The 25,368-nt window shown below is 62.6% G+C and carries 27 protein-coding genes; 2 read left to right on the top strand and 25 right to left on the bottom strand.

What is annotated here, in order from left to right; all coding sequences use genetic code 11:
- Positions 1–3: 3 nt before the first annotated feature.
- From rbfA to OGM61_05260, 11 genes are all read right to left on the bottom strand, one after another.
- Positions 4–366, bottom strand: a complete 363-nt coding sequence (rbfA, locus tag OGM61_05310; GenBank protein ID UYI85497.1) for a 30S ribosome-binding factor RbfA — start codon at positions 364–366, stop codon at positions 4–6.
- 12 nt (positions 367–378) lie between these two features.
- Complete coding sequence (gene infB, locus OGM61_05305) at positions 379–2,718, bottom strand: translation initiation factor IF-2 (protein UYI85496.1); 2,340 nt, start codon at positions 2,716–2,718, stop codon at positions 379–381.
- The gene (locus OGM61_05300; GenBank protein UYI85495.1) at positions 2,715–3,167 is read right to left on the bottom strand and encodes a ribosomal L7Ae/L30e/S12e/Gadd45 family protein; all 453 of its coding nucleotides are present in this window, start codon (positions 3,165–3,167) and stop codon (positions 2,715–2,717) included. The genes infB and OGM61_05300 overlap by 4 nt, the downstream gene beginning before the upstream one ends.
- Positions 3,124–3,396: a YlxR family protein gene (locus OGM61_05295; GenBank protein ID UYI85494.1), complete on the bottom strand. Its 273-nt coding sequence runs from the start codon at positions 3,394–3,396 to the stop codon at positions 3,124–3,126. The genes OGM61_05300 and OGM61_05295 overlap by 44 nt, the downstream gene beginning before the upstream one ends.
- A 21-nt stretch (positions 3,397–3,417) precedes the next feature.
- Positions 3,418–4,470, bottom strand: coding sequence for a transcription termination factor NusA (gene nusA, locus OGM61_05290; protein ID UYI85493.1), 1,053 nt, complete (start codon positions 4,468–4,470; stop codon positions 3,418–3,420).
- A 17-nt stretch (positions 4,471–4,487) separates the two neighbouring features.
- Positions 4,488–4,943, bottom strand: a complete 456-nt coding sequence (locus OGM61_05285) for a ribosome maturation factor RimP (GenBank protein ID UYI85492.1) — start codon at positions 4,941–4,943, stop codon at positions 4,488–4,490.
- Between the two features lie 149 nt (positions 4,944–5,092).
- The gene (locus OGM61_05280) at positions 5,093–5,854 is read right to left on the bottom strand and encodes a M15 family metallopeptidase (GenBank protein ID UYI85491.1); all 762 of its coding nucleotides are present in this window, start codon (positions 5,852–5,854) and stop codon (positions 5,093–5,095) included.
- 90 nt (positions 5,855–5,944) lie between these two features.
- Positions 5,945–6,595 carry an ABC-2 transporter permease gene (locus OGM61_05275; protein ID UYI85490.1) on the bottom strand — a complete coding sequence of 217 codons (651 nt, stop codon included), beginning with the start codon at positions 6,593–6,595 and terminating at the stop codon, positions 5,945–5,947.
- Positions 6,573–7,322, bottom strand: coding sequence for an ABC transporter ATP-binding protein (locus OGM61_05270; protein ID UYI85489.1), 750 nt, complete (start codon positions 7,320–7,322; stop codon positions 6,573–6,575). The genes OGM61_05275 and OGM61_05270 overlap by 23 nt, the downstream gene beginning before the upstream one ends.
- Positions 7,319–7,612: an AbrB/MazE/SpoVT family DNA-binding domain-containing protein gene (locus OGM61_05265; protein UYI85488.1), complete on the bottom strand. Its 294-nt coding sequence runs from the start codon at positions 7,610–7,612 to the stop codon at positions 7,319–7,321. Before OGM61_05265 ends, OGM61_05270 begins: the two co-directional genes overlap by 4 nt.
- Before the next feature lie 172 nt (positions 7,613–7,784).
- Complete coding sequence (locus OGM61_05260) at positions 7,785–7,994, bottom strand: hypothetical protein (protein UYI85487.1); 210 nt, start codon at positions 7,992–7,994, stop codon at positions 7,785–7,787.
- A 252-nt stretch (positions 7,995–8,246) separates the two neighbouring features.
- On the opposite strand from OGM61_05260, the gene sigK reads away from it, so the two are divergent.
- Together sigK and OGM61_05250 are read left to right on the top strand one after the other, a co-directional pair.
- Positions 8,247–8,939 carry an RNA polymerase sporulation sigma factor SigK gene (gene sigK / locus OGM61_05255; protein ID UYI85486.1) on the top strand — a complete coding sequence of 231 codons (693 nt, stop codon included), beginning with the start codon at positions 8,247–8,249 and terminating at the stop codon, positions 8,937–8,939.
- A 66-nt stretch (positions 8,940–9,005) separates the two neighbouring features.
- Complete coding sequence (locus OGM61_05250; protein ID UYI85485.1) at positions 9,006–9,374, top strand: metal-sensing transcriptional repressor; 369 nt, start codon at positions 9,006–9,008, stop codon at positions 9,372–9,374.
- A gap of 96 nt (positions 9,375–9,470) precedes the next feature.
- On the opposite strand, the gene OGM61_05245 is transcribed toward OGM61_05250, so the two are convergent.
- From OGM61_05245 to mraZ, 14 genes are all read right to left on the bottom strand, one after another.
- Positions 9,471–10,844: a PepSY domain-containing protein gene (locus OGM61_05245; GenBank protein ID UYI85484.1), complete on the bottom strand. Its 1,374-nt coding sequence runs from the start codon at positions 10,842–10,844 to the stop codon at positions 9,471–9,473.
- Positions 10,834–11,415: a sigma-70 family RNA polymerase sigma factor gene (locus OGM61_05240; protein ID UYI85483.1), complete on the bottom strand. Its 582-nt coding sequence runs from the start codon at positions 11,413–11,415 to the stop codon at positions 10,834–10,836. The genes OGM61_05245 and OGM61_05240 overlap by 11 nt, the downstream gene beginning before the upstream one ends.
- A 183-nt stretch (positions 11,416–11,598) precedes the next feature.
- Complete coding sequence (locus tag OGM61_05235; GenBank protein UYI85482.1) at positions 11,599–12,423, bottom strand: YihY/virulence factor BrkB family protein; 825 nt, start codon at positions 12,421–12,423, stop codon at positions 11,599–11,601.
- 75 nt (positions 12,424–12,498) lie between these two features.
- A complete protein-coding gene (ftsZ, locus tag OGM61_05230) occupies positions 12,499–13,674 on the bottom strand; it encodes a cell division protein FtsZ (GenBank protein UYI85481.1) in 1,176 nt (391 codons plus the stop codon).
- A gap of 152 nt (positions 13,675–13,826) precedes the next feature.
- Entirely contained in the window at positions 13,827–14,606 is a 780-nt protein-coding gene (locus tag OGM61_05225; protein ID UYI85480.1) for an FtsQ-type POTRA domain-containing protein, read from the bottom strand.
- Positions 14,607–14,622: 16 nt separating this feature from the next.
- Complete coding sequence (gene murA, locus OGM61_05220) at positions 14,623–15,882, bottom strand: UDP-N-acetylglucosamine 1-carboxyvinyltransferase (protein UYI85479.1); 1,260 nt, start codon at positions 15,880–15,882, stop codon at positions 14,623–14,625.
- A gap of 56 nt (positions 15,883–15,938) precedes the next feature.
- Complete coding sequence (murG, locus tag OGM61_05215) at positions 15,939–17,075, bottom strand: undecaprenyldiphospho-muramoylpentapeptide beta-N-acetylglucosaminyltransferase (protein ID UYI85478.1); 1,137 nt, start codon at positions 17,073–17,075, stop codon at positions 15,939–15,941.
- Between the two features lie 90 nt (positions 17,076–17,165).
- Complete coding sequence (gene ftsW / locus OGM61_05210) at positions 17,166–18,326, bottom strand: putative lipid II flippase FtsW (GenBank protein UYI85477.1); 1,161 nt, start codon at positions 18,324–18,326, stop codon at positions 17,166–17,168.
- A 31-nt stretch (positions 18,327–18,357) separates the two neighbouring features.
- Positions 18,358–19,374 carry a phospho-N-acetylmuramoyl-pentapeptide-transferase gene (gene mraY, locus OGM61_05205; protein UYI85476.1) on the bottom strand — a complete coding sequence of 339 codons (1,017 nt, stop codon included), beginning with the start codon at positions 19,372–19,374 and terminating at the stop codon, positions 18,358–18,360.
- A complete protein-coding gene (locus OGM61_05200) occupies positions 19,371–20,828 on the bottom strand; it encodes a UDP-N-acetylmuramoyl-L-alanyl-D-glutamate--2,6-diaminopimelate ligase (protein ID UYI85475.1) in 1,458 nt (485 codons plus the stop codon). The genes mraY and OGM61_05200 overlap by 4 nt, the downstream gene beginning before the upstream one ends.
- A 20-nt stretch (positions 20,829–20,848) precedes the next feature.
- Entirely contained in the window at positions 20,849–23,131 is a 2,283-nt protein-coding gene (locus OGM61_05195) for a penicillin-binding transpeptidase domain-containing protein (protein ID UYI85474.1), read from the bottom strand.
- A gap of 119 nt (positions 23,132–23,250) precedes the next feature.
- Positions 23,251–23,793 carry a cell division protein FtsL gene (locus OGM61_05190; protein ID UYI85473.1) on the bottom strand — a complete coding sequence of 181 codons (543 nt, stop codon included), beginning with the start codon at positions 23,791–23,793 and terminating at the stop codon, positions 23,251–23,253.
- Positions 23,794–23,807: 14 nt separating this feature from the next.
- On the bottom strand, positions 23,808–24,740 hold the full coding sequence (rsmH, locus tag OGM61_05185) for a 16S rRNA (cytosine(1402)-N(4))-methyltransferase RsmH (GenBank protein ID UYI85472.1): 933 nt from the start codon (positions 24,738–24,740) through the stop codon (positions 23,808–23,810).
- Entirely contained in the window at positions 24,740–25,156 is a 417-nt protein-coding gene (gene mraZ, locus OGM61_05180) for a division/cell wall cluster transcriptional repressor MraZ (GenBank protein ID UYI85471.1), read from the bottom strand. Before mraZ ends, rsmH begins: the two co-directional genes overlap by 1 nt.
- Positions 25,157–25,368: the final 212 nt, after the last annotated feature.

The following is a 25,368-nucleotide window of genomic DNA, read 5'->3' as shown; positions in this document are numbered from 1 at the left end:
ACTTCAAGCCTCATTTCCGGTGTCCTTGTCGTGCAGATGCTCGATCATGGCGCTGATGTGCGCGCCCTCCTCGATCGAGTGGTCGATCTCAAACACCAGTTCCGGGGTGTAGCGCAGGTCCAGCACGGTGCCCAGCTCATGGCGCAGCCAGCCGGAAGCCGAACGCAGCCCCTTTTTGAATTCCTTCTCGTTTTCCATGCCGAGCACGGAAAGCCAGACTTTTGAATAGCGCAGGTCGCCCGTCGTCTCGACGCGGGTGACGCTGATCATCCCCTGCTGCACCCGGGGGTCTTTGACCTGGGTGAGCAGGTTTGCCAGCACGCGCTGGATATCATCATTCGTTCTTGCCAGTTTGTTGGAAGCCATAGGAAACTCCTTTTACTGCTTGATCTCCTCCATGACATACACTTCGATCACGTCGCCGACCTTGACGTCGTTGTACTTATCGACCTGCAGGCCGCACTCATAACCGGCGGCGACTTCCTTGACGTCGTCCTTGAAGCGGCGCAGGGACGCGAGGTCGCCCTCGAACACGACGATGTTGTCGCGCACGACGCGGACCTTGCTGTTGCGCACGATCTTGCCGTCGGTGACGTAGCCGCCGCAGACGGTGCCGACCTTGGAGACCTTGAAAGTCTGGCGGATCTCGACGTGGCCGATGATCTGCTCCTGGAACTTCGGGGCGAGCATGCCCTTCATGGCCGCCTCGATCTCGTTGATGCAGTCGTAGATGACGCGGTACATACGGATCTCCACATTGCTGCGGGCGGCGTTGTCGCGCGCGGCCGCGTCCGGGCGGACGTTGAAGCCGACGATGATCGCATTCGACGTGGCGGCGAGCATGACGTCGGACTCGTTGATGGCGCCGACGCCGGAGTGGATGACCTGCACACGCACTTCATCGTTCGAGAGCTTCTCGAGCGAGGACTTGACAGCCTCGGCGCTGCCCTGCACGTCGGCCTTGACGATGATGTTGAAGTCCTTCATCTCGCCCTGCTGGATGCGGGAGAACAGGTCGTCGAGCGAGACCTTCTTGCTGCCGGCGTTGGCGGCGTCCTTCTTCTGCTGCTTTCGCTCCTCGACGAGCTCACGCGCCATGCGCTCGTCGGCGACGGCGTTGAACTTGTCGCCCGCGCTCGGCACCTCGGACATGCCGGCGATCTCGACCGGGATGGACGGGCCGGCCTTCGTCACGCGCTGACCCTTATCGTTGGTCATCGTGCGCACACGGCCGACGGCTGTGCCGGCGATGATGATGTCACCCTGATGGAGCGTGCCGTTTTGCACGAGCACGGTCATGATCGGGCCGCGACCTTTGTCCATGCGGGCCTCGATGACCGTGCCGCGGGCGGCACGGTTGGGGTTGGCCTTGAGCTCCAGAATTTCGGCGAGCAGGACCAGGTTTTCGAGCAGTTTGTCCACGCCCTCGCCGGTCTTGGCCGAGATCGGGCAGACGATCGTCTCGCCGCCCCACTCTTCGGGCACGAGACCGTACTCCGTGAGCTGCTGCTTGATGCGGTCGGGGTTCGCGCCGTGGACATCCATCTTGTTGATGGCCACGACCAGCGGGATGCCGGCGGCCTTCGCGTGGTTGATCGACTCGATCGTCTGCGGCATGATGCCATCATCGGCCGCGACGACGAGGATGGCGATATCCGTGACCATAGCGCCGCGGGCACGCATGGACGTAAACGCCTCGTGGCCCGGCGTGTCGAGGAAGGTGACAGGCTTGCCGTTGACCATGACGCGGTAAGCGCCGATGTGCTGCGTGATGCCGCCGGCCTCACCGGCCGCGACGTTCGTGCGGCGGATGCGGTCGAGCAGGCTGGTCTTGCCGTGGTCGACGTGGCCCATGACCACCACGACCGGGGCGCGCGGGACGAGTTCGTCCTCGCTGTCCTCGCGGTCGTCGATCAGGCGCTCTTCGACCGTCACGATAACCTCGTGCTCGACCTTACAGCCGAGCTCCATGGCCACGAGCGCGGCGGTATCGTAATCAATGGTATCGGACAGCGACGCCATGACGCCCATCTTCACGAGACGGCGCACGACTTCTGCGCCGGTCTTCTTCATGCGGGACGCGAGCTCGCCGACGGAGATCGTGTCCGGGATCTGGACCTTGAGCTGCTGCTTTTTTGCGATCTCCAGCTGCAGCTTCTGCATCTTGTCGCGCTCCTCCTGGCGGCGCTTGGCGCCGGCGGCAGGATTCTGCGGACGCTGACGGTTGCGGTTCTGGATCTTCTGCTTGCCGCCGCGCTTATTCTGCGCGCGCTCGGGCACGAGATCGTCCAGACGCTGGTCGTACTTGGACAGGTTCGTCGTCGCGCCGCGGGTATCGACGACGCGGCGCTCGGCCACCTGACGCGGCTGGTGCGGCTTGTCGTCCTTCTTCGGCTTGTGCTGCTGCTGCGGCTGGGTAGCCTGCTGCGGCTGCTTTGCGGGTGCGGCTTCGCCCTTGGGCGCAGCGCCCTGCGCGGCCGGGGCTGCCTGCGGCTTGGCCTTCGGCTGGTCCGGCACTTTGTAGAGCTCCTCCAGGCTGGCCGCCTGATGGTGCTGCGTGAGATACTCAAAGATGTCGTTGAGCTCGTCGTCCTCCAGCACCTGCATATGATTTTTCGGAGTGGTGGCATAATCCGTCAGGATCTGCGTGATCTCCTTCGAGGTCATGCCGAAATCCTTCGCCACCTCATGCACTCTGTATTTAATCAATCCGCTCATACTCGTTTCCTCCTCTTGCCGTTGCGCCCGCCGCCTGTCGGCGCCGTGCCCGTGTCTGTTCTCGTCTGTGCGGCAAGCTCTGCCGCCGTGTTGCTGTATTGCTCCGGATCTGCCTGCGCCAGTGCAGACACAAAGGCCTTCGCCAGGCCCGGATCGGTGACTGCCGCGATGGCGCAGCCGGTCTTGCCGAGCCGGTCGGACAGCGCCTGCTTCGTGTACGGCAGGCGCAGCAGCGGCGCCTGCGCCGCATGGGCAAAGCCCTCGGCGCGCTTGCGCGCATTGTCCGATGCGTCCTGCGCCAGCAGCAGCAGGCACGCCTTGCCGGCACGCGCCGCCGCTCCGGCGTCATGCTCCCCGAGCGCGATGCGCCCGGCCTTGCGCATGAGGCCGAGATAGTTGGCTGCTTTATCCGTCGCCGAGCACCTCCAGTTCCGCTGCGAGCTGCTCATAGATCTCCGCCGGAATGGGCACGTCGAACGCGCGCTCGAGCGCGCGGTTCTTCTGCGCCTTTTTCAGGCACACGGCCTTCGGGCACAGATACGCGCCGCGGCCCGCCGCCTTGCCGCGCGCATCGAGCGAGATGGCCCCGTCGGGCGCGCGCACCACCCGGATCAGCTCCGGTTTGGGCTTCTTTTCACGGCAGCCGACACACTGCCGCTGGGGAATGGACTTGGGCATGGGTGACTGCCTCCTTTCGGTTTATGCCTCGCTCTCCGGCTTGATGTCGATCTTATAGCCGGTGAGCTTCGCGGCCAGGCGGGCGTTCTGCCCTTCCTTGCCGATGGCGAGCGAGAGCTGGTTATCCGGCACGATGACGCGGCAGCTCTTGCCCTCGTCGAGCAGGGTCACTTCCAGCACCTCGGACGGCGCCAGTGCGGCCGCGATGAATTCCTCCGGCACCTCGCTGTACTTGACGATGTCGATCTTCTCGCCGCCGAGTTCGTTGACGACGCTTGCGACACGGCCGCCCTTCGGGCCGACGCACGCGCCGATCGGGTCGATGACCGGATCTTCCGCCCAGACGGCCATCTTCGTGCGGCTGCCGGCCTCACGGGCGATGGACTTGATCTCGACCGTGCCGTCAAAGATCTCCGGCACTTCGAGCTCGAACAGGCGCTTGACCAGGCCCGGATGCGTCCGGCTGATGAGCACCTGCGGGCCGCGCGTGCTGTTGCGCACCTCGACCACGTAGACCTTGATGCGGTCGCCCTCATGCAGCACCTCGCCGCGGATGCACTCCGCCGGGGCGAGCATGGCCTCAGTATAGTCCGAGTTGGAGCTGATCTTCAAAAACGCGCAGCCGGTGCGCGGGTCGATCTTATTGACGACGCCGGTGAGGATCTCGTGCTCCTTGGAGTTGAACTCCTCGTAGATCATGCCGCGCTCCGCCTCGCGGATGCCCTGAATGATGACCTGCTTGGCAGCCTGCGCCGCGATGCGGCCGAACTGCTTGGTCTCGACCGGGACGCTGACCACGTCGCCGATCTTGGCGCGCTTGCTGATGCGGTGCGCCGCCTCCTCGCTGATCTCGACATACGGGTCGATGACGCGCGCGACGACCGTCTTCTTGACGACCATCTCGATCTTCTTTTTCGCCTCGTCGAGAATGACCTCCACGTTGTCCTCGCAGTCGGGCGTGTCCTTGCGGAACGCCGTCAGCATGGCCTGACGGATCTTCTCATACATATATTCGCGCGGAATACCTTTTTCTTTTTCGATATCTGCAACTGCGTCAAAAAATTCTGCGTTCATGGTCGAATTCCCTTTCCTTATATGGTCAGGTGCAGGCGCACCTGTGCGATGGCGGATTTTTGAAAGACACGGCGGGTCTTGCCGTCGGAGACGGTCACGTCGCCGTTGTCATACTGCTCGAGCGTGCCAATGTGCACCTTGCTGCCGTCGACCGGCTGGTAGAGCCGCACCTCGACCTGTGCGCCGAGGAAGCGCTCGAAATCGCCCGGGCGCTTGAGCTGCCGCTCCGCTCCCGCGGACGACACCTCGAAAATATAGCTGTCGGGAATGGGGTCGGCCTCGTCGAGGATCGGATCGAGCGCACGGCTGAAATCCTCGCAGTCCTGGATCGACACGCCGTCCGGCTTGTCGATATACACGCGCAGGTAGCGGCTGCCCGCTTCCTTGACGTACTCCACGTCCCAGATCTCGCATCCCTGCTGCGCGGCCACAGGCCCGGCCAGCGCCAGGACGGCATCTGTCAATTTACTCATAGATCACCATTCCATTTTCTGACACTTCGAAAGACATCAAGAAAAAGAGTGGGCGAGTGCCCACTCTGTCAAATCCTGCTTCCTTCGTACGGCAATATCATACCATCCCGCGCCGGACAATGCAAGCCTTTTTTTGCGCCGCCGGACACTTACTGGTACAACGCCACGAATTCCTCCAGGCAGAGGTTGTGCTCGGTCATGAACCGCGCCGCCGCGTCGCCGACATAGCGCACGTGCCACGGCTCGTTGCGCCCGGTGATGCTGACCTTGTCCGACGGGTAGCGGATGACGAAACCGTAGTCCGCGCAGTTGTCGGCGAGCCAGGTCAGAAAGCGCGCGTTGACCGTGTCCACGCTCAGCGAGGAATAGTACTGGTCAACGATGTCCGCGCCGAGGCCGGTCTGGTGGTCGCTCGTGCCGGGGGGCGCGGCCACGCGCGCTGCGGCCGTCTCAGCCTCGTCGCGCGTGTCGCCCTTGCGCATATTCTCGCTGACCTGATCCTCATACTGCTGCTCCTGCGTCAGGTACGGACGGTAGGCGCAGTAGATATACGGACTCCAGCCGGCGTCCCTGGCCGCTTTGAGCAGCGCATTGAGCGCGTCGACGGCGCGGGAATCGAACGTGGACTGCGAGCCGCTGATCTTGCTCACATCCGGAACATAGTCGCTGATATTATGCGCCTGACTCGCAATGAGATACTCCCAGGAGGAAATATCCACATCCGGCAGGTCGTCATACTTCTTCGTATCGGGCTGCGCCGTCGTCTGGATGTCCGGCGGGAGAATAAGATCCGTCGGCGCGGCGGGCGCGGCGTTGCTGCGCGTCTCGTTGATGCGCGAGAGGATGAGCATAGCGCATACGACGACCAGGACCGTCAGCGTCACCGACAGCCAGAGACGTTTGTTCTTCATGCAGATCCCTCCCGGACGAAAAAATGAAAAGCAGCTCACACGAGCTGCTTTTCAGGATAGCATATTTTTCGCGTTCCGGCAAGTCCCCCGTCACAGATCGACCCGCTCGTAATTTTTGGCCGCCTTCCGGTATGCCAGCCACGACAGCAGCGCAAACGCCGCCAGCCCCACGGCCAGTACCGGCAGCTGCCGCACCTGACCGGCCGCGTCGGTCGCATCGAGATACGGCCCGACGGCCGGAAAATGGGACAGCGCCTCGACGAGCACCATGAGCACCGTCATCGGGATGACCGCGAGCAGAAACGCTCGCCCGGCGCGGATGGCTGTCTTATAAAACACGGGCAGGAACACAACGTTGAACACGCCGTAGATCAGCAGCACGCAGCCGAAGAGCGCGACGTTTGCGTCGATGCCGGCGAGGTTCGTGCCGTTGGGATTGATGCGCGCGGAGAGGAACGCAAACGGGACCGCGATCACGAGCTCCGCCAGCTCCACCGCCACGACGAGCCAGGCGCGGGCGCGCACCTGGTCACGCTTCGTGACCGGCAGCACGGCGCAGTAATAGACGTCCTTGTTCTCGCGGCCGTTGAGAAACGTAAAGAAAATGCCGAGCAGGCCGTAGAAAAATACGACCGTGTACGGATAGTTCGGGATGATGAGCATGACGCCGAAGAGCGCGAACACGTACATCATCGGGTGCGCTGCAAGGCGCAGGTCCTTAGAGAAAATCTTCGCCGTCATAGCTTCTCCTTTCCACGCGCACAAGAATGTCCTCGAGCGACATCTGCCCGTCGCCGAACTGCGCGCGATAGCGCGCGAGAAACCCGTCGCGCGTGTCGCTGCACAGGATCTGCCCGTCCTTGATCATCGTGATGTGCGAGGCGCACTTTTCGAGATCGGACGTGATATGCGTCGAAAACAGGATGCTGCGCTCGCCGCTTTTGACCACGCCGCGAAACAGCTCCATGAGCTCGTCGCGCGACACGGGGTCGAGTCCGCTCGTCGGCTCGTCAAGGATGAGCAGGCGCGCATCGTGCGAGAGCGCAAGCGCGAGCATATACTTCACGCGCATGCCGGACGAGAGCTGCGAGACCTTCTTCGTCTCGTCGAGCGCGAACAGCTGCAGATAGTGCCGGTATTTGTCCTCGTCCCAGCGGTCGTAAAACGTCCGCGTCACGTTCGTGATGCTGCGCAGCTTCTTATTCGGGTAAAAATCCACACCGCCGAGCACCACGCCGAGCTGCTGCTTGCAGGCCGGCTCGTTGGCGTAAAAATCCTGGCCAAACATGGTCACGCGGCCGCTGTCCGGGTGCACGAGATTGAGCATGGACTTGATGGTCGTGCTCTTGCCGGCGCCGTTGCGGCCGATGAAGCCCATGATCGTCCCCGGCTCGACTGCGAACGACACATCGCGCAGCGCAAACGCCGGATAGGTCTTGCACAGGCCCTCCACTTCCAGAATGTTCACTTGCCGTTCCCCTTCTTCAACTCCCGCTCCAGCGCGGAGGCGAACACCTTCGTCTCGGCCTCGGGCACATCCGGCGCGGCCGCCTGCGCGCCCTGATCGAACACCGCGCGCACGAACGAATCGTAGTAGCTGCTGCTCTGCAGCGCGATGCCGCGCTCGCGGTCCGCCAGCAGGATGAGCGAGTCCCCCGGCGCGAGCCCAAACATCGCGCGCACCTCCTTCGGGATCACGATCTGCCCCTTTGGGCCGATGCGCACCGTGGTCATGAATTTGTCCTGCATGGATTCCATGCGATCCGCCTCCTGTAAGAATCGTATTACTTTTCTTACTTTGTACCACAAGTTGAACGGATTGTCAATCCGGTTTTTTGCGTTTCAGCGCAAAAATAAGAGTTATGTAAACCATGCAGGCAAAAAACGATCCCCTGCCGGCCGGCAGGGGATCTGTTGCATATGAGATAACTTAGAGCGCCTCGACGTCCTTGATGAAAGCCTGGATGGCATCTTCCGGAACGAGCTTCTTGCTGCGAACGAGATTGACGATGTCGCCGACGGTCTTCTTGTAGAAGAGCTTCAGGGGATACTTGGTCAGGGACGGAACCGTCTTCATCATGATCTCTTTGCCGTTCATGTCCTCGATAAACGTCTTCACACTCAGAGTTTTGTAATCCATGATATGTTCTCCTTTCAATTTTGAGCACACCGGCCATTTTTCAATCCGGAATGGCCTTCTGTTCAAAGATTAACGCTTTTTGGGCATTTTGTCAAGTATAACGTATGATTTTCTTCGTCGCACCGTCATTTTTTATTCAGTAATCAACGCTTTGTTGTGTAACATTTGCGCACATCCGGAAAATTGTGTGGCAGGCAAGTGTACTTGCAGCCGCCGAATAGAATGGCCACAGGCAGAAACGGAGGGCTGAAAATGCTGTACAGTACCCTGATGCTGATGATGAGCAGTGCATTTCTGATGCTGCGCCTGACGCCCGGCGGCTCGTTCCCGCGTCCGCTGAGCGAGGCCGAGGAGCGCAAATATCTCGACGCCTGGCTGCAGGGCGATCTGGAGGCGCGCAACGTGCTCATTGAGCGCAACCTGCGGCTGGTGGCGCACATCATCAAAAAATACTACACGCACTATGACGACACGGACGACCTGATCTCGATCGGCACGATCGGGCTCATCAAGGGCATCAACACCTACCGGCCCGACAAGGGCGTGCGTCTGGCGACGTACGCCAGCAAGTGCGCCGAAAACGAGATTCTGATGTATTTTCGCAGCACGCGCAAGAATGCGTCGGAAATGCTGCTCTCGGACGTGCTCGACACGGACGGCGACGGCAACAACCTGTCGCTGATCGACATCCTGTCCGAGGACGACGACATGGACGAACACCTCCAGGCGGACGAGGTCAGCCGGGCGCTGCGGCGCTGCATCGGCGAAGTGCTCGATGCGCGTGAAGCGGAGATCATCCGCCTGCGCTATGCCATCGGCGGCGGTGAGGCGCTGACGCAGCGCGAGACCGCGCAGCGCTGCGGCATCAGCCGGTCATACGTCTCACGCATCGAGAAAAAGGCCATCGAGAAGCTGCGCGCCGCGCTGCAGGCCGACGGTTACTGAGGTGCACATTGACAAGCGGCGCAAAACACGGTAAAATTGCGGCGAAATGACAGGAGATGATACACCATGGCGGAACAGGATCCCAACACGATGGTGCACACGCACGTGGACGAGAACGGCAACGTCATCACCCACTGCCACGGCGGCGAGGGGCACACCCACGCGCACCCGCACACCCACACGCAGACCAAGGCGGTCATCAACCGGCTGGCCCGCGCGATCGGCCATCTGGAGTCGGTCAAGCGCATGGTAGAGGACGGACGCGACTGTGCCGAGGTGCTCATCCAGCTCGCAGCCGTGCGCTCGGCGCTCAACAACACAGCAAAGATTATCCTGAAGGATCACATCGACCACTGTCTGGCCGACGCTGTGGAGACCGGCGACCAGCAGGCCATCGACGAGCTGAATCAGGCGATCGAAAAATTCATGAACTGAAGTCGTGCATCCCTCTGCCCCACCGGCAGAGGGATGCGCCATATCTGCGCGCAGCAAAAAAGGACGCCCGACCGGGCGTCCTTTTCGTTGCTTGAATTATGCGGACCGTTCCACCGAGAGCACCGTTCCGGTCTGCTGATCGACAGCCACGACGTAGCGGGGGTGGAAGTAGTACACCGTCGTAAGCGTCACGCGGTAGACCGGCTGCACACCACTCTCGTCGAGCTGAACATCCCACGCGGCCAGGTCGCTCTCCGAGATACCGGCCGCCGCAATGGCGATCTTCAGCGCCTGCTCCTGCGTGACCGGGCCGACGGGCGGCGTCGGCGTCGGGGCAGGCGTCGGAGCAGGCGTCGGGGCAGGCGTCGGTGTCGGTGTCGGTGCCGGTGCCGGCGCCGGCATCGGGGTGGGCGTCGGAGTCGGTGCCGGCGTCACGGGCGAATTCGGCCGCACCACCGGCGAGACCGGAACGATCTCCGCCTCTTCCGGCCGCTTCGGCTCATCGCCCGTCAGGCGGCAGACCTCAGTCGTTTCGGCATCGACGCTGCACACATAGTGCCGCTCGCCGTCCGAGAGCACGAACTCCATGACCATCTCGCCGTCAATGAGCGTAAAGCGCATACTTGCCCTGGTCACGTCATCCGTAGTCAGGCCGCAGCACGTAAGCGCCGCCTGCAGCGCCTTGTCATACGGAACATATACGCCGGTGCTGGCAGCGCCGATGGATTCGATGCCGGAAAGCTCCACCTGGTTGGACGCCGCCAGAATGTTCAGATCATTGATCGGCAGGCCGACCAGCTCGCTGCCGGTCAGATCCTGCACCTGGGCGCTGATCTGCCGGATCAGCATTGCCTTGCCGGCGCTGACGCCCACGGCAGAGGCATACGCCTCCAGCGCAGGATCGTCCTCGAGCACCTGCGCAAGGACCGCCGACTCCATGCCGCAGTCCGTCTGGGCGCTTTCCACAGCGTCCGCCAGCCGGCCGCACAAGCGCGCATCGCCCTTGCCGGCCTCGACCGTCACAAGGATCGAATTCGCATCCGCCGAGACATAGCCGTTCGCCTGCATATTGGCGACGATCGCGTCCGCCGCCGTCTGCAGGGACTGGTTGCGCAGCTCCAGACCGTCGAGCACAAACTGGGCATCCGGATTGCACGCACGGGCAGACAGGACGCGGCCGAGCTTATTGACCGTCAGCTCGATGCTGGGGTTGGCATCAAGCGTGGCGACGCCGCCGGGCACCTGCGTAGCATACAGCCCGCCACCGAGGATGACCAGGAAAAACACTGCCGCTGCGGCGACCCAGCCCCGCCAGGCACTGCGGCGCTTGCGCTCCGGCATCGGGACGACCGGCGCTTCCTCCGGCTGCTGCGCCGGAGACTGGACGCGCGCAAGGATGCCGCTCCAGCAATCCGGCGTTACGGCGGCGACCTCAGCCCGCAGCCGTTCCAGCAATTCCTTATCGGTCAAGATCGTCACCTCCCATCGAATTGCGCAGCTTTGCCAGCGCGCGGTTATAGCGTGAAATAGCGGTTGCCTGCGGGATACCCAGCAGGTCGGCAATTTCTCTGTGCTTGAGTCCGGACAGCGCGTGCAGCATCACGATCTGCCGCTCGCCGTCCGTGAGCGTATGCAGCACTTTTTCAAGCACCATATGGTTTTCCGTCGTCTGATAAGCGTCATGCGTATCCTCCACATGAAACAGCTCATCAAAGGACAGGTTCTTACTTTCTGCCCTGCGCAGGCGCATCAACGCCAGATTGCGCGCGATCGTCAGCAGCCACGCCATCGGTTTGCCCGACGGCTGATAGCCCGGTGCCGACTGCATCACGCTCACAAACGTGTCCTGCATCACGTCCTCCGCCGCCACAGGATCCCGAAGGATGGACAGCGCGAAGCCGTAAATGGAGGAGGACGTCTGGCGATACAGCACTTCCAGTGCCGCAGTATCCCCCTGCGCGATGCGCAGTATGAGCGCATCATCCGGCGGCTGGCCGCTGGCCATGCACGAACCGGCGCTGTGCATATCATCATTTTGCATAGAATTACCCCACATGAGAATAATGCCTGAAAACGAATTTTATTGCAAAAAAATCTGAATTCGATCAATTTTTCGGCGCAAAAGCCGTCTTCGGCTCACAAACTCTTCTTAACCAATTATCATACGTGAAAATTGTCGGTTTGTAAAGGAAGATTCCAAACTTTTCTAAGGAAGCAGGCACATCTACGGTTCTTGTTCCGCAGTCACCTCAAGCGCATGGTTGAGCAGCACGCCAAGGATCAGCAGCAGTCCGAACGCCTGAAACCAGAACAGCAGGATCACGGCCGAAGCGAGCGATCCGTACACGAGGGAATACTTTGTGCTGTTGCCGATCAGCCACGACAGCAGGATGCTCATGCACACGATCGCCACGGCGGAAAACACCGCCCCCGGCAGCACCCGGTGCTGCGGCCGGCGCGGCGTGGTGAGCCGGTAGAGGATCAGGATCATCATCAACAGAATGGCAAACAGGATCAAAAACCGCAGCCACGTCCATGACCAGACGATGCTCACATGCGGCAGCAGCGCATCGAGCCAGAGCAGAAAGTGCTTGCCGGTCAGCATGAGCAGGATGCACAGGTACAGCACCAGCAGAAATGCCACGGAAAAGGCCACGCTCACGATCGTGCTGCGCACGATGCCGAAGCGTTTGCCGCCGTGGATCTCGCCGACGATGGCGGCCATGGCGCGGAAAGCGGCCGACGCGCTCGTGATCATGACCAGCAGCGCGGCAAAGAACATGACCTCGCTCGTGTTGCCGGACACGTAAGTCAGAAAGTCCGATACGAGCGCCTGCGTCTCGCGCGGGAGCACGAGCGTCTCAACGATGCGCAGCACGGCGGCCGGATCGCGCAGGATGAGCGCGAGCAGATCGTATATGCAGATGATGGCCGGGAACAGCGCCATGACCATGCAGTAGGCGAGCTCGGCCGCCGAGCGCGTCACGCGCCGGGCGAGAAACGTGTCCGCCATGGACATCAGAACGCGGGTAATGCGCCAGTTTTTCAAGCAGCTGCCTCCTCCGTTGGAATGCAAAAACCGCCTTCACAGGAGCGAAGGCGGTTTTGGTCAAAAAATGTCGAATTACTTGGAATTGAAGATCTTGAAGATGCTGTCGAACGGATCTTCCTCCGCGGGCGCGGCAGCGTCCGCAGCCGGGGCAGCAGCCGGAGCCGGCGTCGCCGGAGCGGCCGGGGCCGCAGCCGGAGCAGCAGCCTTGGCAGCGGTCGCCGCGGCCGTGTAGAGGCCGGCAGCGGGGGCCTGCGCCGGAGCGGCGGCAGCCTGCTCGGCCTGCGCCTTGCCCGGCTCGTCGAAGCCGGTGGCAATGACGGACACGCGGATCTCGTCGTCGAGCGAGGGATCGAAGCTCGCACCGAAGATGATGTTGGCGTCCGGGTGCGCAGCCTCCTGAACGAGGTTTGCGGCCGTCTCGACATCCTCCAGGCCCATATCCTCAGAGCCGGTGATGTTGATGAGCACGCCGCGCGCACCGTTGATGGACGTCTCCATGAGGGGGCTGGCCACGGCCATGCGGGCGGCGTCCTCCGCCTTGCCCTTGCCGGCGGCGCGGCCGACGCCCATGTGGGCGAAGCCGGCGTCCTTCATGACGCAGGTGACGTCCGCAAAGTCGAGGTTGATGAAGCCGGTGTTCTTAATGAGGTCCGAGATGCTCACGACGGCCTGACGCAGGACATCGTCCGCGATCTCGAAGGCGTTGGCCAGCGTGACCTTCTGGTCGGTGGCGAACTTCAGCCGGTCGTTCGGGATGATGAGCAGGGAGTCGACCTTGCCCAGCAGCTCGTTGATGCCGACCATGGCCTGATCCATGCGGCGCTTGCCCTCGAACTTGAAGGGCTTGGTGACGACGCCGACGGTCAGGATGCCGGCCTCGCGGGCGATGTCCGCGATCGTGGGCGCTGCGCCCGTGCCGGTGCCGCCGCCCATGCCGGCGGTGATGAAGACCATGTCCGCATTCTCCAGGCTCTTGGCGATGTTGTTGCGGCTCTCCTCGGCGCTGCGCTTGCCGACGTCAGGATCGCTGCCGGCGCCCTGACCATGGGTCAGCTTCTCGCCGATCTGGATCTTCTGATCCGCGCTCGAAACGGCCAGAGCCTGCTTATCTGTATTGACAGCCACGTACTCAATTCCCTGAGTGCCGGACTTAACCATGCGGTTTACGACGTTGTTGCCGGCCCCGCCGACGCCAACGACCTTGATGGTGACGACATTTTCCGGACCGGACTCGGTAGCAAAGGACATATTCGGTTCCTCCCTGTTGTTTCTATTTGTATCGGCGGCCGGCGCATGCGCGCTCTGGAAGCCGTTTTTTGGCGGGTTGCGCTTCTGTTTGTTCTTATTCTTTCCCATTTTATATCGTTTTCCTTATCAGGTCAATCTTTTTTTGTGAACAATCAGCCGGGGCTGAAATGTGCGCGTTTGTCGATCGACAGGTCGATGGTGCCGGCATCGCTGGCCGTGAGCTGGGAGACCGCGCTTTGCAGCATACCGAATTTGTACTCGACATTTTCATTCGCGCCGAGGCGCACCGTGAATCGTCCGTCATAGGTGAAGCCGGGGTTGGACGCATCCGACAGGTCGATGACCGTGACCTTGGACGCCATGTCGCGCGTGAGCAGCTGGCCGAGGATCGCCGCCAGATACGTGACTTTCGGTGCATCGGCCTCACCGGCGTTGAGCACCTCGCCGACCTTCGGCTCGACCGGCGTAATGCCGTCGACCCGGGCAAGGCCGGTCAGCTCGCTCTCCGTGACGGATTTGAGCAGCTTGCAGTTCTGATCCAAAACCCAGTAACCGCCATCCGCCTGAACATAGGCCATGGCGCTGCTCTCCTGGATCGTGATGGTGACGCGGTTGGGCAGCGCGCGCGTGACCTTCGCTTTGTCCACATACGGGAGCTTGCTGAAGATGCGGCTGGCGGCCGAGAAACGGTTGATGAAAAACAGATTGTCGCCCGTGCCGATGCCGGAGGCCTCGACGACCTCCTCGGCCGTGTAGATGGAGTTGCCCACGACCTCGATCTTTGCAACACGGAAAAATACGCTCATGCCCAGGACGAGCGCCGCGCAGATCAGCAGAAAGATCAGCGGCTGCAGCAGCGACCTGCCCCGGCCGCCGGACGGGCGGCGGGGCCGGCGCGCGCGGCGCGGCCCGGGCTGCTTCGATTGTTTCATAGACAGGTGATTCCTTTCACCGCGGCGCCACGCAGCGCACATCGGCCCCAAGCGCCGACAGGCACGCATCGAAGCGGTCGTAGCCGCGGTTGATATAGCCGTTGTCGAGGATCTCGGTCTCGCCCTCGGCGGAGAGGCCGGCCACGATCATGGCCGCGCCGCCGCGCAGGTCGCTCGATGTGAGCGGCGCGCCGGTGAGCCGGTCGACGCCGGTGACATAGGCCACGCGCCCCTCGATGCTGACGGCTGCGCCCAGACGCCGGAACTCCTCGGCATGACGATAACGGTTGGTGAAGATGTTTTCGGTGAACACCGTGGTGCCCTTCGCCTTCAGGCAGGCAGCCATGAGCGGCGGCTGCGCATCCGTGGGAAAGCCCGGATACGGTTGCGTGACGACCGGCCGCGGCGCGGTGAGCCGCCCGGTCGATGTCAGGCGCACGGTGGACGCCGTTTTTATTATAGCACACCCTGCCTCGGAAAGCGAGTCCAGAACGGTCAAAAAATGGTCCGGATCGACGCCCTGCAGTTCCACATCGCCGCCGCAGGCGGCTCCGGCACACAAAATCGTCGCCGCGACGATGCGGTCCGGCATGATCGTGTGCTCCACAAACGGCTGCGGCCGGAAGCCGCTGACCGTGACCGTTGACGTGCCGGCGCCGGAAATGCGCGCGCCCAGCTTGCGCAGGTAGCACTGCAGGTCGAGGATCTCCGGCTCGCGCGCGGCGTTGCAGATGACCGTCTCCCCCGCCGCCGCGCAGGCGGCCAGCATGGCGTTTTCCGTCGCGCCGACGCTCGGAAACGGCAGCAGGATGCGCCGCCCCTTCAGATCGTGCGCGCAGCAGACGATGTCTCCGCCGCGCTCCGTGACCTCCGCGCCGAGCGCGCGCAGCGCGTCGAGGTGCAGGTTCACCGGCCGCGGGCCGAGCTCGCACCCGCCCGGCATGGACAGGCTCGCCGTTCCGAAGCGCGTGAGGATCGCGCCGAGAAAAATGACCGAGGAGCGCAGCTCCCGCATGAGATCGTGCGGGATGAAGTCGCGGTTCATGCCGCGGGAATCAATGTGCACCGTGTCCCCGTCGCGCTCCGCCGTGCAGCCGAGATGGCGCAGGATGCGCAGCGTGATCGTCACGTCCTTCAGGTCGGGCACGTTGTGCAGAACCGTCTCACTGCCGGCGAGCACGGATGCCGCCATGATCGGCAGCACCGCATTCTTGGCGCCCTGCACCTGGGTGCTCCCGGTCAGTCTGTTTCCGCCGTAAATGTGCCATATGCTCATAATCTTTCCTCCGCACAGCAAATTCATGCCATCCTATGCAGAGAAACGCGAGATTGTCATTTTGCGTGCCGGTCGGCCAGTTTCAGCACCAGATCGGCAATGCGCTCGGCGGCGTCGGAAACGCCGGCGGATTTCATGTTCTGCGCCATCTGCGCAAGCTGCGCGGGGTCGGCGAGCAGGTCGCTGACGAGGTTATACAGATCGTCTGCCGTGAACGCGCCCTCGAGCAGCACCTTCGCCCCGCCGGCGTGCTCGAGCACGCGCGCGTTGCGCTCCTGATGGTTGTTCGTGACGTTCGGCGACGGGATGAGGATCGCGGGCTTGCCGATGCACGAGAGCTCCGCGAGCGTGGACGCGCCCGCGCGGCAGAGCACGAGATCGGCCGCGTCCATGACGAGCGGCATGTCATAAATATACGGCCGCACGTCCATGCCGTGCGCAGCGAGATCGGCCGGGCACTTTTCGAGCAGGGCCGCGTGCATCTTCTCATAGCCGTTGCGCCCGGCCGAGTGGATGAGCGCAAACGGCGCGTCCGTGACGGCGGCGCGCGTGATGAACGCCGTCATGACCTCGTTCATGTACGACGCGCCGAGCGAGCCCCAGACCGACACGACCAGCGGCCTGTCCGGGTCGAGCCCGAGCTGGCGCTTGGCCTCCGCCTTGGAGCAGGCCGTGAACGCGCCGCGCACCGGCGTGCCGGTGACGACGACCTTTTCCTGCTCGCTGTAGTGCTGCTTGCTCTCCTCGAAGCCGACGAGGATGCGGTCGACCGCGCCGGCAAGCATCTTCGTCGTCAGGCCGGGCACGGCGTTGGATTCATGCACGACGGTGGGGATACCGAGCTGCGCCGCCGCTTTGAGCACGGGGTAGCAGACATAGCCGCCGGTGCCGATGGCGACGTCAGGCTGAAAGTCCTCGATGATCTTGCGCGCGTCCTTCGTCGCCTGCCGCGCGTTGTGCAGCGAGCGGAAGTTGTACGCGATCTCCGACGGCTTGAGGCTGCGGTGGATGTTCGTGACCTCAATGGTCACGATGTCGTAGCCCGCGCGCGGGACGAGGTCGGTCTCCATCTTGCCGTTGGCGCCGACGAAGAGGATGCCGCAGTCGGGCATCCGGTCGCGCAGGATGCCAGCGACCGCGAGCGCGGGGTTGATGTGGCCTGCGGTGCCGCCGCAGGTAAAGAGAAAATTCATAGCAATGCCTCCCAGGATCAAAAACGGAAATCGGGCAGTCCGCGCCGAAGACCGCCGCGGGCTGCCGGATATACACTTCAAAGTCAGAAACTAGCGCGCCTTTTTCGTCGGAATGTCGCGCGAGATGCTCAGGATGATGCCCATCTCCCCGAGCTGCATGAGCAGCGCCGTGCCGCCGTAGCTGAAAAACGGCAGCGAGATGCCCGTGCAGGGGATGAGGTTCGTGACGACTGCGATGTTCAAAAACACCTGGATCGACAGCAGCGTCGTGATGCCGATGCCGACGAGGAAGCTGTAGCGGTCGGGCGAGTGCGCGGCGATCCAGTAGCCGCGGCAGATGAGCAGCGCAAACAGGATCAGGATCGCAATGGCGCCGACATAGCCGAGCTCCTCGCAGACGATGGAAAAGATATAGTCATTGTGCTCCTCGGGCAGATAGAGGTACTTCTGCCGGCTCTGGCCGAGGCCGAGCCCGAGAAAGCCGCCCGAGCCGATGGAATACAGCGACTGCACGATTTGATAGCCGGCCGCGCTCGTATCGGCAAACGGGTCGCGCCAGGACACGATGCGCTTGTGCACATAGGGCACGAATTTGCTTGCGATGAGCAGCAGCGCGCCCGCGCTGCCCATGCCGACAAGCAGGTACGAGAGCTTGATGCCGCCGACAAACATCATCACGATCGCAAGCGCCATGATGATGATGGACGCCGACAGATGCGGCTCAAGCATCAGCAGGCCGACGATGATGACCGTGACGACCATGAACGGCACGACACCGTAGCGGAATGTCTGCATCTGCTCTTTATAGGTGCAGATCATGCTGGAGAAAAACAGCACGACCGCGATCTTTGCGATCTCCGACGGCTGAAACGTCGTGAAGCCGAGACTCAGCCACCGGCGCGCACCGTTGACGCGAGTGCCGATGTGCGGGATCCAGACGACGGCAAGCAGGAAGATGCTCACGCCCAGCACCAGCAGCGACAGACGGCGGTAGGTCGCCATGCGCACCTTGGACAGCAAGATCATGGCCACAACGCCGGCCACGGCAAAGGCCGCCTGGCGCACGAAGTAATACGTCGGCGACTTGCCCTGCGCATACGCGCGGGCGAAGCTCGACGAGAGCACCATGATGACGCCGATCGTCAGCAGCAGCAGCGTGAGCACGAAAAACGGCAGGTCGAAGCTGCCGCGCTGCGGCCCGGCGGACGCTTTCGCCTGGCGCGCGGGAAGTCTCAGATCGGAAATATTCATATAAGCACCTCCCTGCACCGCGGCGCGCGCCTCACACGCCGAAGCGGTGGAACACGCCGATGAACGACAAAACTGCAAACAGCACCGTCACGCCGGCAAACAGCGCCACAATCTGCGTTTCCTTCCACTTGTGGCCCGTCCAGCCGCCCATCTCGAGATGGTGGTGGAACGGGGACATTTTGAACACGCGCTTGCCGTGCGTGAGCTTGAAGTAGCCGACTTGGATGATATCCGACAGCGCCTCGATGATGTACATGATGCCGAGCGTCACAAGGATGAGCGGCATGTCGTAGGCAAAGGCCAGCGCCGCGACCGCGCCGCCGAGAAAGAGCGAACCCGTGTCGCCCATGAACACCTTCGCCGGGTGGAAGTTATAGATCAAAAAGCCCAGCAGGCCGCCGGCAAGGCCGGAGGCAAACACGCCGAGGGACAAAAACCGCTCGCCCCAGAGCATGGAGATGACGGCGAAGAAGATGCACACCGGCATCGTCGTGCTCGCGGCGAGGCCGTCCACACCGTCGGTGAGGTTCACGGAGTTGACCGTGCCGACGATGACGAAGGCCGCGAAGATGACATACAGCGGCTCGGAGACCGGCACCGTCTTGTTCCAGAACGGGATGTACAGGCTGTCGAGCGCGACATAGCCGAAGCGGCGCATGAGGAAAATGAACGCCACGGCCGCCGCCAGCTGCAGCAGCAGCTTCTTTCCGGCCGTCAGGCCGAGATTCTGCTTTTTCCGGAGCTTTTCATAGTCGTCCAGAAAACCGATCGCGCCGAACACGAGCGCGAACGCCAGACAAAACAGGTGGCCGTATTCGCCCTCGGCCATGCACTCAAAGCCGACCGACAGGCACACGACCGCGATCGCGGCGATGAACATCAGCCCGCCCATGGTGGGCGTGCCCTGCTTGGACATGTGCCACGTGGGGCCGTTTTCCTTGATGCTCTGGCCCGCCTTGATGCGTCTGAGATACGGGACCAGGAAAAATCCAACGACGGCCGACACCGCAAACGCGATGACGAACGCCAGTATCAGCTTCAGTGTCATTTCTCTCTCTTCCTCTTCTCGAGTATTTCGGCGACGATCTCGCGCTCGTCCATGTGCACTTTCGTCTTGCCGATGATCTGGTAATCCTCATGGCCCTTGCCGCAGAGGATGATGACATCGCCGGGGCAGTGATTCTCGATCGCGTAGGCGATGGCCTCGCGCCGGTCGGGCCGCACGACATAGGGCGTGTGCGTCTCCTTGAGACCGGGAAGGATATCGGCGATGATCGCCTCCGGGTCTTCCGTGCGCGGATTGTCGCTCGTGACGATGACGAAATCCGCCTTCTGGCCCGCGATGCGGCCCATCTTCGGGCGCTTGCCGCGGTCCCGGTCGCCGCCGCAGCCAAAGAGGAACACGAGCCGCGCGGGTGCGAACTCGCGCACCGTCGTGAGGATGTTGTCGATGGCATCGGGCGTGACGGCGTAGTCGATGAGGATGGCGTAATCCCCGTCGGTCTCGAGCACCTCGGCGCGGCCCTTGACGGGCTTTGCCGTGTCGAGCGCGGCGGCGCAGTCGTCGAGCGAAACGCCGAGCGCGCAGGCGCAGGCAATGACGCTCAGCGCGTTGTAGACCGAGAACATGCCGGGGATGCCGAGGCGCATACGCGCGATCGCATCGCCGTGCATGGCGACAAAGCGCACGCCCGACGCGCTCAGGCGGATGTCCTTGGCCACAAGGTCGGCGTCGTTGCGTTTGGCGGAATAGGTATGCATCGGGCATTTGGCGTGCTCGAGCATGACGTGCGCCCAATCGTCGTCCGCGTTGACGATGCCGACGTCACTCTGCGCAAACAGCTGCGCCTTGGCCGCGGCATACGCCTCCATGGTCTTGTGAAAGTCCAGATGATCCTGCGACAGGTTCGTGAAGATGCCCACCCGGAAGCGGATGCCCTCCACGCGGTGCAGCACCAGCGAGTGGGACGACACCTCCATGACCGCGTGCGTGCAGCCGGCGTCGACCATCCGGCGCAGGAGCTTTTGCAGCTCATAGGCGTCGGGCGTGGTGTGCTCGGTGTGCAGCACCTCGTCGCCGATGACGTTCGCGTTCGTGCCGATGAGACCGACCTTCGTGTGCAGGCACTGCTCAAGCATGTGCTTGATGAGCGTGGTGACGGTGGTCTTGCCGTTCGTGCCGGTCACGCCGATCATGGTCAGCTCGCGCGACGGGTTATCGAAAAATTCGCAGCAGATGCGCGAGAGCGCAAGGCGGCTGTCGGCCACGAGGATATACGGTATCTCGACCTCTGGCTTTCGCTGGCAGAGCACGACGGCCACACCGCGCTCGGCGGCCGCGCCGATGAACCGGTGCCCGTCGGACTCATACCCGCAGACGGCGGCGAACAGGTCGCCGGGCTGCGTGGTGCGCGAGTCAAAGCTGATATCCCGGATGTCCAGTTCCGGATCGGCGGTGCATTCGCACACGTCCAGAACGGACAGCAGTCGCTTGAGTTTCATAAACGTACCTCCGTTGTTCGTCAGTATCGGCCCAGCATGCCCGAATCGCTGGTCACGAGCGTGACCTCCACGACCGTACCGTGATCGATCTGGGTGCCGGCGGCGACGCTCTGGCCGGAGATGACCTGCGCCGCGGTATCCGTGATCGAACTGCTGGTCTTGATATACAGCCCCAGTGCGGCCATGCGGTCGCGGGCTGTCTGATAGCTGAGATTGGACAGATCCGGCATCGTCTCCTTGTCGGCCGAGGGCTCTTTGCCGGCGTAGAGCAGGATGGTGCTGCCGTTGGCCACGACCGCGCCGCTGCCCGGAAGCTGCGCCGTGATTGTGCTGCCATCGCCGTAGATGCGCACCTGCAGGCCCACCTCCGCGAGCGCGGCCTTCGCCTGCTCAACGGACAGGCCCGTCACGTTCGGTACGGTCTTATCCATATGCGTCTTTTCCGTCTCGGAGTACGACGGCTCCACGCCGAGGTACGGCAGGATGTCCGCCATCATTTTGCCGACGACGGGCGCGGCCATCTGGCCGCCGCTGATATAGATGCCGGTGCTGTTGCTCGGCGTGTCGAGCAGCACGAGGATGACGATCTGCGGGTCATCCGCCGGCGCAAAGCCGATGAACGAGACGATGTACTCCTTCGCGCCGCCGGCCGCGTCCTGCGCGACCTTTTCCGACGTGCCGGTCTTGCCGCCGATGCGGTAGCCGGCGACGTAGGCGTTTTTGCCGGTGCCGTCGACGGGGTCGCCGACGACCTGCTCGAGGATCTGGCGCACGGTGGCGCTCGTCTGCTCGCTCACGACCTGGCGCACCACGGTCGGCGAATTGGACACGACCGCTTCCCCGTCGCTGTTGACAATGCTCTTGACGACGTACGGCTTCATGAGATAGCCGCCGTTGACGCAGGCGCTGACTGCCGTGATGAGCTGCAGCGGCGTGATCGTAAACGTCTGGCCGAAGGAGGCCGCCGCGAGCTGGGAGAGGTTCTCCGGGTCGTAGAACGTGTTCTGGCTCCACCAGATGCTGCCGCTCTCGCCGGACATGTCGATGCCGGTCTTGGCGGTGAGGTTGCTGTCCACGTTGCTGGTCAAATTCAGGAAGCCGAACGCCTCGGCGTACTTGTAGAAGGTGCGTGCGCCGATGAGCTGGCCGATCTGCACGAGCGCCACGTTGCACGAGTGCTGGATGGCCTGCGTCAGGTTCTGACTGCCGTGGCCGGTCGTTTTCCAGCACTTGAGCGGATCGGTACGGCCGAGTACGTTCGTGCTGCCGCCGCAGTAAAACGACGAATTTTCATTGACCACGCCCTCTTCGAGCGCCATGGCCAGCGTGATGATCTTGAACGTCGAGCCGGGCTCGTAGGTGTCCGACAGGGCCTTGTTGCGCCACTGCTTCGTCTGCGCGGCGGAGAGCATCTCGGCCTTCTTGTCGGGATTCGTTTCGGCGTCGATGCCCTCCTGATCCTTGTCGCTGACCTTCTGATAGTCGTTCAGGTCAAAGTTGCCGAGCGAGACCATGCCGAGAATGGCGCCGCTGTTGGGGTCCATGGCGATGGCCGCGGCGCCATTTTGCACGTCGTAGTCCTCGACCGCCTGCTGCAGGTGCTTTTCGAGGTAATACTGGATCGTGGCGTCGATGGTCAGGTTCATGTCGTCGCCCTTTGTCTCATCGTAGTAGTCCTCGTAGTTGACAAAGAGCATATCCGTGCCGCGGTTATCCGTCGCGCGGATGATGCGCCCGGCGCTGCCGGTCAGATAGCTGTCATAGCGCTGCTCCAGGCCGTAGAGGCCGTTGTTGTCCTGCCCGACGAAGCCGATGACGTGCGCGGCCAGATTGCCGTAGGGGTAATAGCGCTTCGTGTCCGGCTCGATCTTCACGCCGGTGAGGTTGTTCTCCTTCTTGAACGCGCGCACTTTTTCCGACACTTCCGGCTCGACCTTGCGCTTGACGACCTCATACCAGCGGTCGGTATTCTTCGTCATGGCCAGGATCTTATCATAATCGACGTCGAGGATCTCGGAAAGTTCGCGCGCGATCAGCTGCGGATCTTCTTTGTTCTTGACGATCTCGGCCGGGCTGATGAAGATCGTATCGGCCGAGGCGTTCATGGCCAGGATCTTGCCGTTCGTATCGTAGATCGCGCCGCGCGAGGCCGTGATCTCCGTCGTGCGCACCTGCTGGTCGATCGCCATTTTTTCGTACTCGTCATGGTGTACGATCATGACATTGAACAGCTTGATGCCAAGGACAGCAAATGCAAGGATGCCGCACACAATCAAAAGGAAGCGTGTGCGGCGGAGCATCATGATATTCGGTGTTTTGGTACTTGCACGAAAAGGCACGCGGTTGTCCCGGCGCCCGGAAGTTTCATTCGCCATGTCTGTCTCCTTGTTCCTGCGGGGATAGTACTATCATACAGGCTGGCTTATCGAAAATATTCCAAAATGGAAGAGAAGAAATCGCCGAGGCGGTCGGCAAGGCTCAGCGGTTCAGCCGCGTTCTGGTCAAGGACCACCGCCGTGTCCGTGGCGTCGCCGCTGATATAATAGAGCTGATCGCTGCGCGGCTTCTGCATGCCGAGCTCGTGGATGGCGTAATCCTCGATCTCCGTGAGGTTGAACGCGCTCTCGTAATCAATGCGCAGGCGCGTTTGCTGCTCCTGCAGCTGGGTATACTGATTCTCCAGCGCCGAGACCTCCGCCGACGCCTGCGAGAGCTGCACGCGCGCGACCAGCGACACGACGATCAGCACGGCGGCAATGGCAAAGCCGAGCACGGCCAGCGGGGCGATCGCCTGCTTGGGGGTGGGAACGGACTCCGGGACGACGGCCTCCGTCGTCCGGGGAGCGTGCGGCATCTCGACCGGCGCACTGTACCGGTATTCTTCGGCAGCCGTGCTGTGCAGGTCATACGCCGCGTTGCCGTCCATGGGCGCGGTATTGCGTTTTTTCGAAGCAGGAGATGCCATGATCGGCTCCTTTCTCAGACGCGCTCGGCAACGCGCAGCTTCGCGCTGCGGGCGCGCGGGTTACACTCCAATTCTTCCTCGCCGGGCAGGATCGGCTTGCGGGAGACGCTGCGCAGCGTCTGCACAAAGCCGCAGGTGCACACCGGTGCCTCGCGCGGGCAGGTGCAGCCGTGCTCCCGCCGGGCGATGCCGGTCTTGACGATCCGGTCCTCGAGGGAATGAAAGCTGATGACGCACAGCCGCCCGCCGACGCGGAGCTTGTCCGGCGCGGTGTCCATCATCTCGCGCACCGCCGCCAGCTCGTCGTTCACGGCGATGCGGATCGCCTGAAAGCTGCGCTTGGCGGGATGCTGCTTTTCGCGCAGCGCCGCGCCCGGCATGGCCGAGCGGATCACATCGACCAGCTCCAGCGTGGTCGAGATCGGCCGCTGCGCCCGGGCGCGTACGATCGCCCCGGCAATGCGAGGCGCATAGCGCTCCTCGCCGTATTCATACAAAATGCGTTTGAGCTCATTCTCCGGCCACTCGTTGACGACGTTCCACGCGCTCAGGCCGCTGGTCGCGTCCATGCGCATATCGAGCGGCGCGTCGTGCATATACGAAAAGCCGCGCTGCGTCTCGTCGAGCTGCGGTGAGGAAACGCCGAGGTCAAAGAGCATGCCGTCCACGGCGTCGATGCCGAGGCGGTCGAGAATGGCGGCCGTGTCGCGGAAGTTGCCGTGCACGAGCTGCACGCGTTCCCCGAACGGGGCCAGCCGCGCGCCGGCGCGCGCAATCGCTGTCTCGTCGCGGTCGATGCCGATGAGCGTTCCGATCGTCAGGCGGCCGGCGATCTGCTCGGAGTGGCCGCCCATGCCGAGCGTGCCGTCCACGTAAATGCCGTCGGGGCGGATGTTCAGGTTGTCGATGCATTCGTGCAGCAGCACGGGGATATGTCCGGCGTCCATCAGAAATCCAGCTCCTCCATCACGGCGGCGATGTTCTCCGGCAGCGCCTCGAGCGGGCAGATCTCATCCCAGCGCGCGCTATCCCAGAACTCCGCATGGTTGTTGCTGCCGACCACGGTGACGCTCTTGGTCAGGCCGGCGAATTCACGCAGGTGCTGCGGCAGGAGGATACGTCCCTGTCCGTCGAGATCGCAGCGGGCCGCATACGCGAACAGCGGGCGCACCTTGCGCTGCTGCAGATTGGTCATGGCCGCCGCCTTCTCGGAGATCGCCTTCCAGTTTTCCTGACTGTAGGCCGACAGGCACTTTTCGGGCGAGACCGTCACATAGAACGTGTCGCCCAGTTCTTCACGGAGCTTGGCCGGGATGAACAGACGGCCTTTGGCGTCAAGCGTATGCTGATAGATACCGGTCATGCTGCATCCCCCCTTCTCCGAAATCGTGCACTTTCGCGCCCCATGCGTGGGCTTTTGATGCTTTTTAAACCACTTCGCCCCACGTGCAATCCTCATTATAGTGGCAGGATGGAAAAATTGCAAGGAGAAATTCCCGCCTTTTTCTTGCAATTTCCGACAATTCTGTCAAGCCGACTGTGGTTTTTCCGGCCACAAGCATTTGCGTTCCCCGC

Source organism: Clostridiales bacterium (genome assembly GCA_025757645.1).
In the GTDB taxonomy this organism is placed as follows: domain Bacteria; phylum Bacillota; class Clostridia; order Oscillospirales; family Oscillospiraceae; genus CAG-103.
This window is presented reverse-complemented; position numbering and strand designations above follow the sequence as displayed.

Coding starts and splice junctions, on each gene's coding strand:
- sigK (UYI85486.1), top strand. CDS start 8,247: ATGCTGTACAGTACCCTGATGCTGATGATGAGCAGTGCATTTCTGATG.
- murA (UYI85479.1), bottom strand. CDS start 15,882: ATGAGCATATGGCACATTTACGGCGGAAACAGACTGACCGGGAGCACC.
- OGM61_05250 (UYI85485.1), top strand. CDS start 9,006: ATGGCGGAACAGGATCCCAACACGATGGTGCACACGCACGTGGACGAG.
- rbfA (UYI85497.1), bottom strand. CDS start 366: ATGGCTTCCAACAAACTGGCAAGAACGAATGATGATATCCAGCGCGTG.
- OGM61_05285 (UYI85492.1), bottom strand. CDS start 4,943: ATGAGTAAATTGACAGATGCCGTCCTGGCGCTGGCCGGGCCTGTGGCC.
- OGM61_05195 (UYI85474.1), bottom strand. CDS start 23,131: ATGATGCTCCGCCGCACACGCTTCCTTTTGATTGTGTGCGGCATCCTT.
- mraZ (UYI85471.1), bottom strand. CDS start 25,156: ATGACCGGTATCTATCAGCATACGCTTGACGCCAAAGGCCGTCTGTTC.
- mraY (UYI85476.1), bottom strand. CDS start 19,374: ATGACACTGAAGCTGATACTGGCGTTCGTCATCGCGTTTGCGGTGTCG.
- OGM61_05200 (UYI85475.1), bottom strand. CDS start 20,828: ATGAAACTCAAGCGACTGCTGTCCGTTCTGGACGTGTGCGAATGCACC.
- OGM61_05295 (UYI85494.1), bottom strand. CDS start 3,396: ATGCCCAAGTCCATTCCCCAGCGGCAGTGTGTCGGCTGCCGTGAAAAG.
- OGM61_05190 (UYI85473.1), bottom strand. CDS start 23,793: ATGGCATCTCCTGCTTCGAAAAAACGCAATACCGCGCCCATGGACGGC.
- OGM61_05300 (UYI85495.1), bottom strand. CDS start 3,167: ATGAGCAGCTCGCAGCGGAACTGGAGGTGCTCGGCGACGGATAAAGCA.
- murG (UYI85478.1), bottom strand. CDS start 17,075: ATGAATTTTCTCTTTACCTGCGGCGGCACCGCAGGCCACATCAACCCC.
- ftsZ (UYI85481.1), bottom strand. CDS start 13,674: ATGTCCTTTGCTACCGAGTCCGGTCCGGAAAATGTCGTCACCATCAAG.
- OGM61_05265 (UYI85488.1), bottom strand. CDS start 7,612: ATGGAATCCATGCAGGACAAATTCATGACCACGGTGCGCATCGGCCCA.
- infB (UYI85496.1), bottom strand. CDS start 2,718: ATGAGCGGATTGATTAAATACAGAGTGCATGAGGTGGCGAAGGATTTC.
- OGM61_05225 (UYI85480.1), bottom strand. CDS start 14,606: ATGAAACAATCGAAGCAGCCCGGGCCGCGCCGCGCGCGCCGGCCCCGC.
- OGM61_05260 (UYI85487.1), bottom strand. CDS start 7,994: ATGGATTACAAAACTCTGAGTGTGAAGACGTTTATCGAGGACATGAAC.
- nusA (UYI85493.1), bottom strand. CDS start 4,470: ATGAACGCAGAATTTTTTGACGCAGTTGCAGATATCGAAAAAGAAAAA.
- rsmH (UYI85472.1), bottom strand. CDS start 24,740: ATGGACGCCGGACATATCCCCGTGCTGCTGCACGAATGCATCGACAAC.
- OGM61_05280 (UYI85491.1), bottom strand. CDS start 5,854: ATGAAGAACAAACGTCTCTGGCTGTCGGTGACGCTGACGGTCCTGGTC.
- OGM61_05275 (UYI85490.1), bottom strand. CDS start 6,595: ATGACGGCGAAGATTTTCTCTAAGGACCTGCGCCTTGCAGCGCACCCG.
- OGM61_05240 (UYI85483.1), bottom strand. CDS start 11,415: ATGCAAAATGATGATATGCACAGCGCCGGTTCGTGCATGGCCAGCGGC.
- ftsW (UYI85477.1), bottom strand. CDS start 18,326: ATGAATATTTCCGATCTGAGACTTCCCGCGCGCCAGGCGAAAGCGTCC.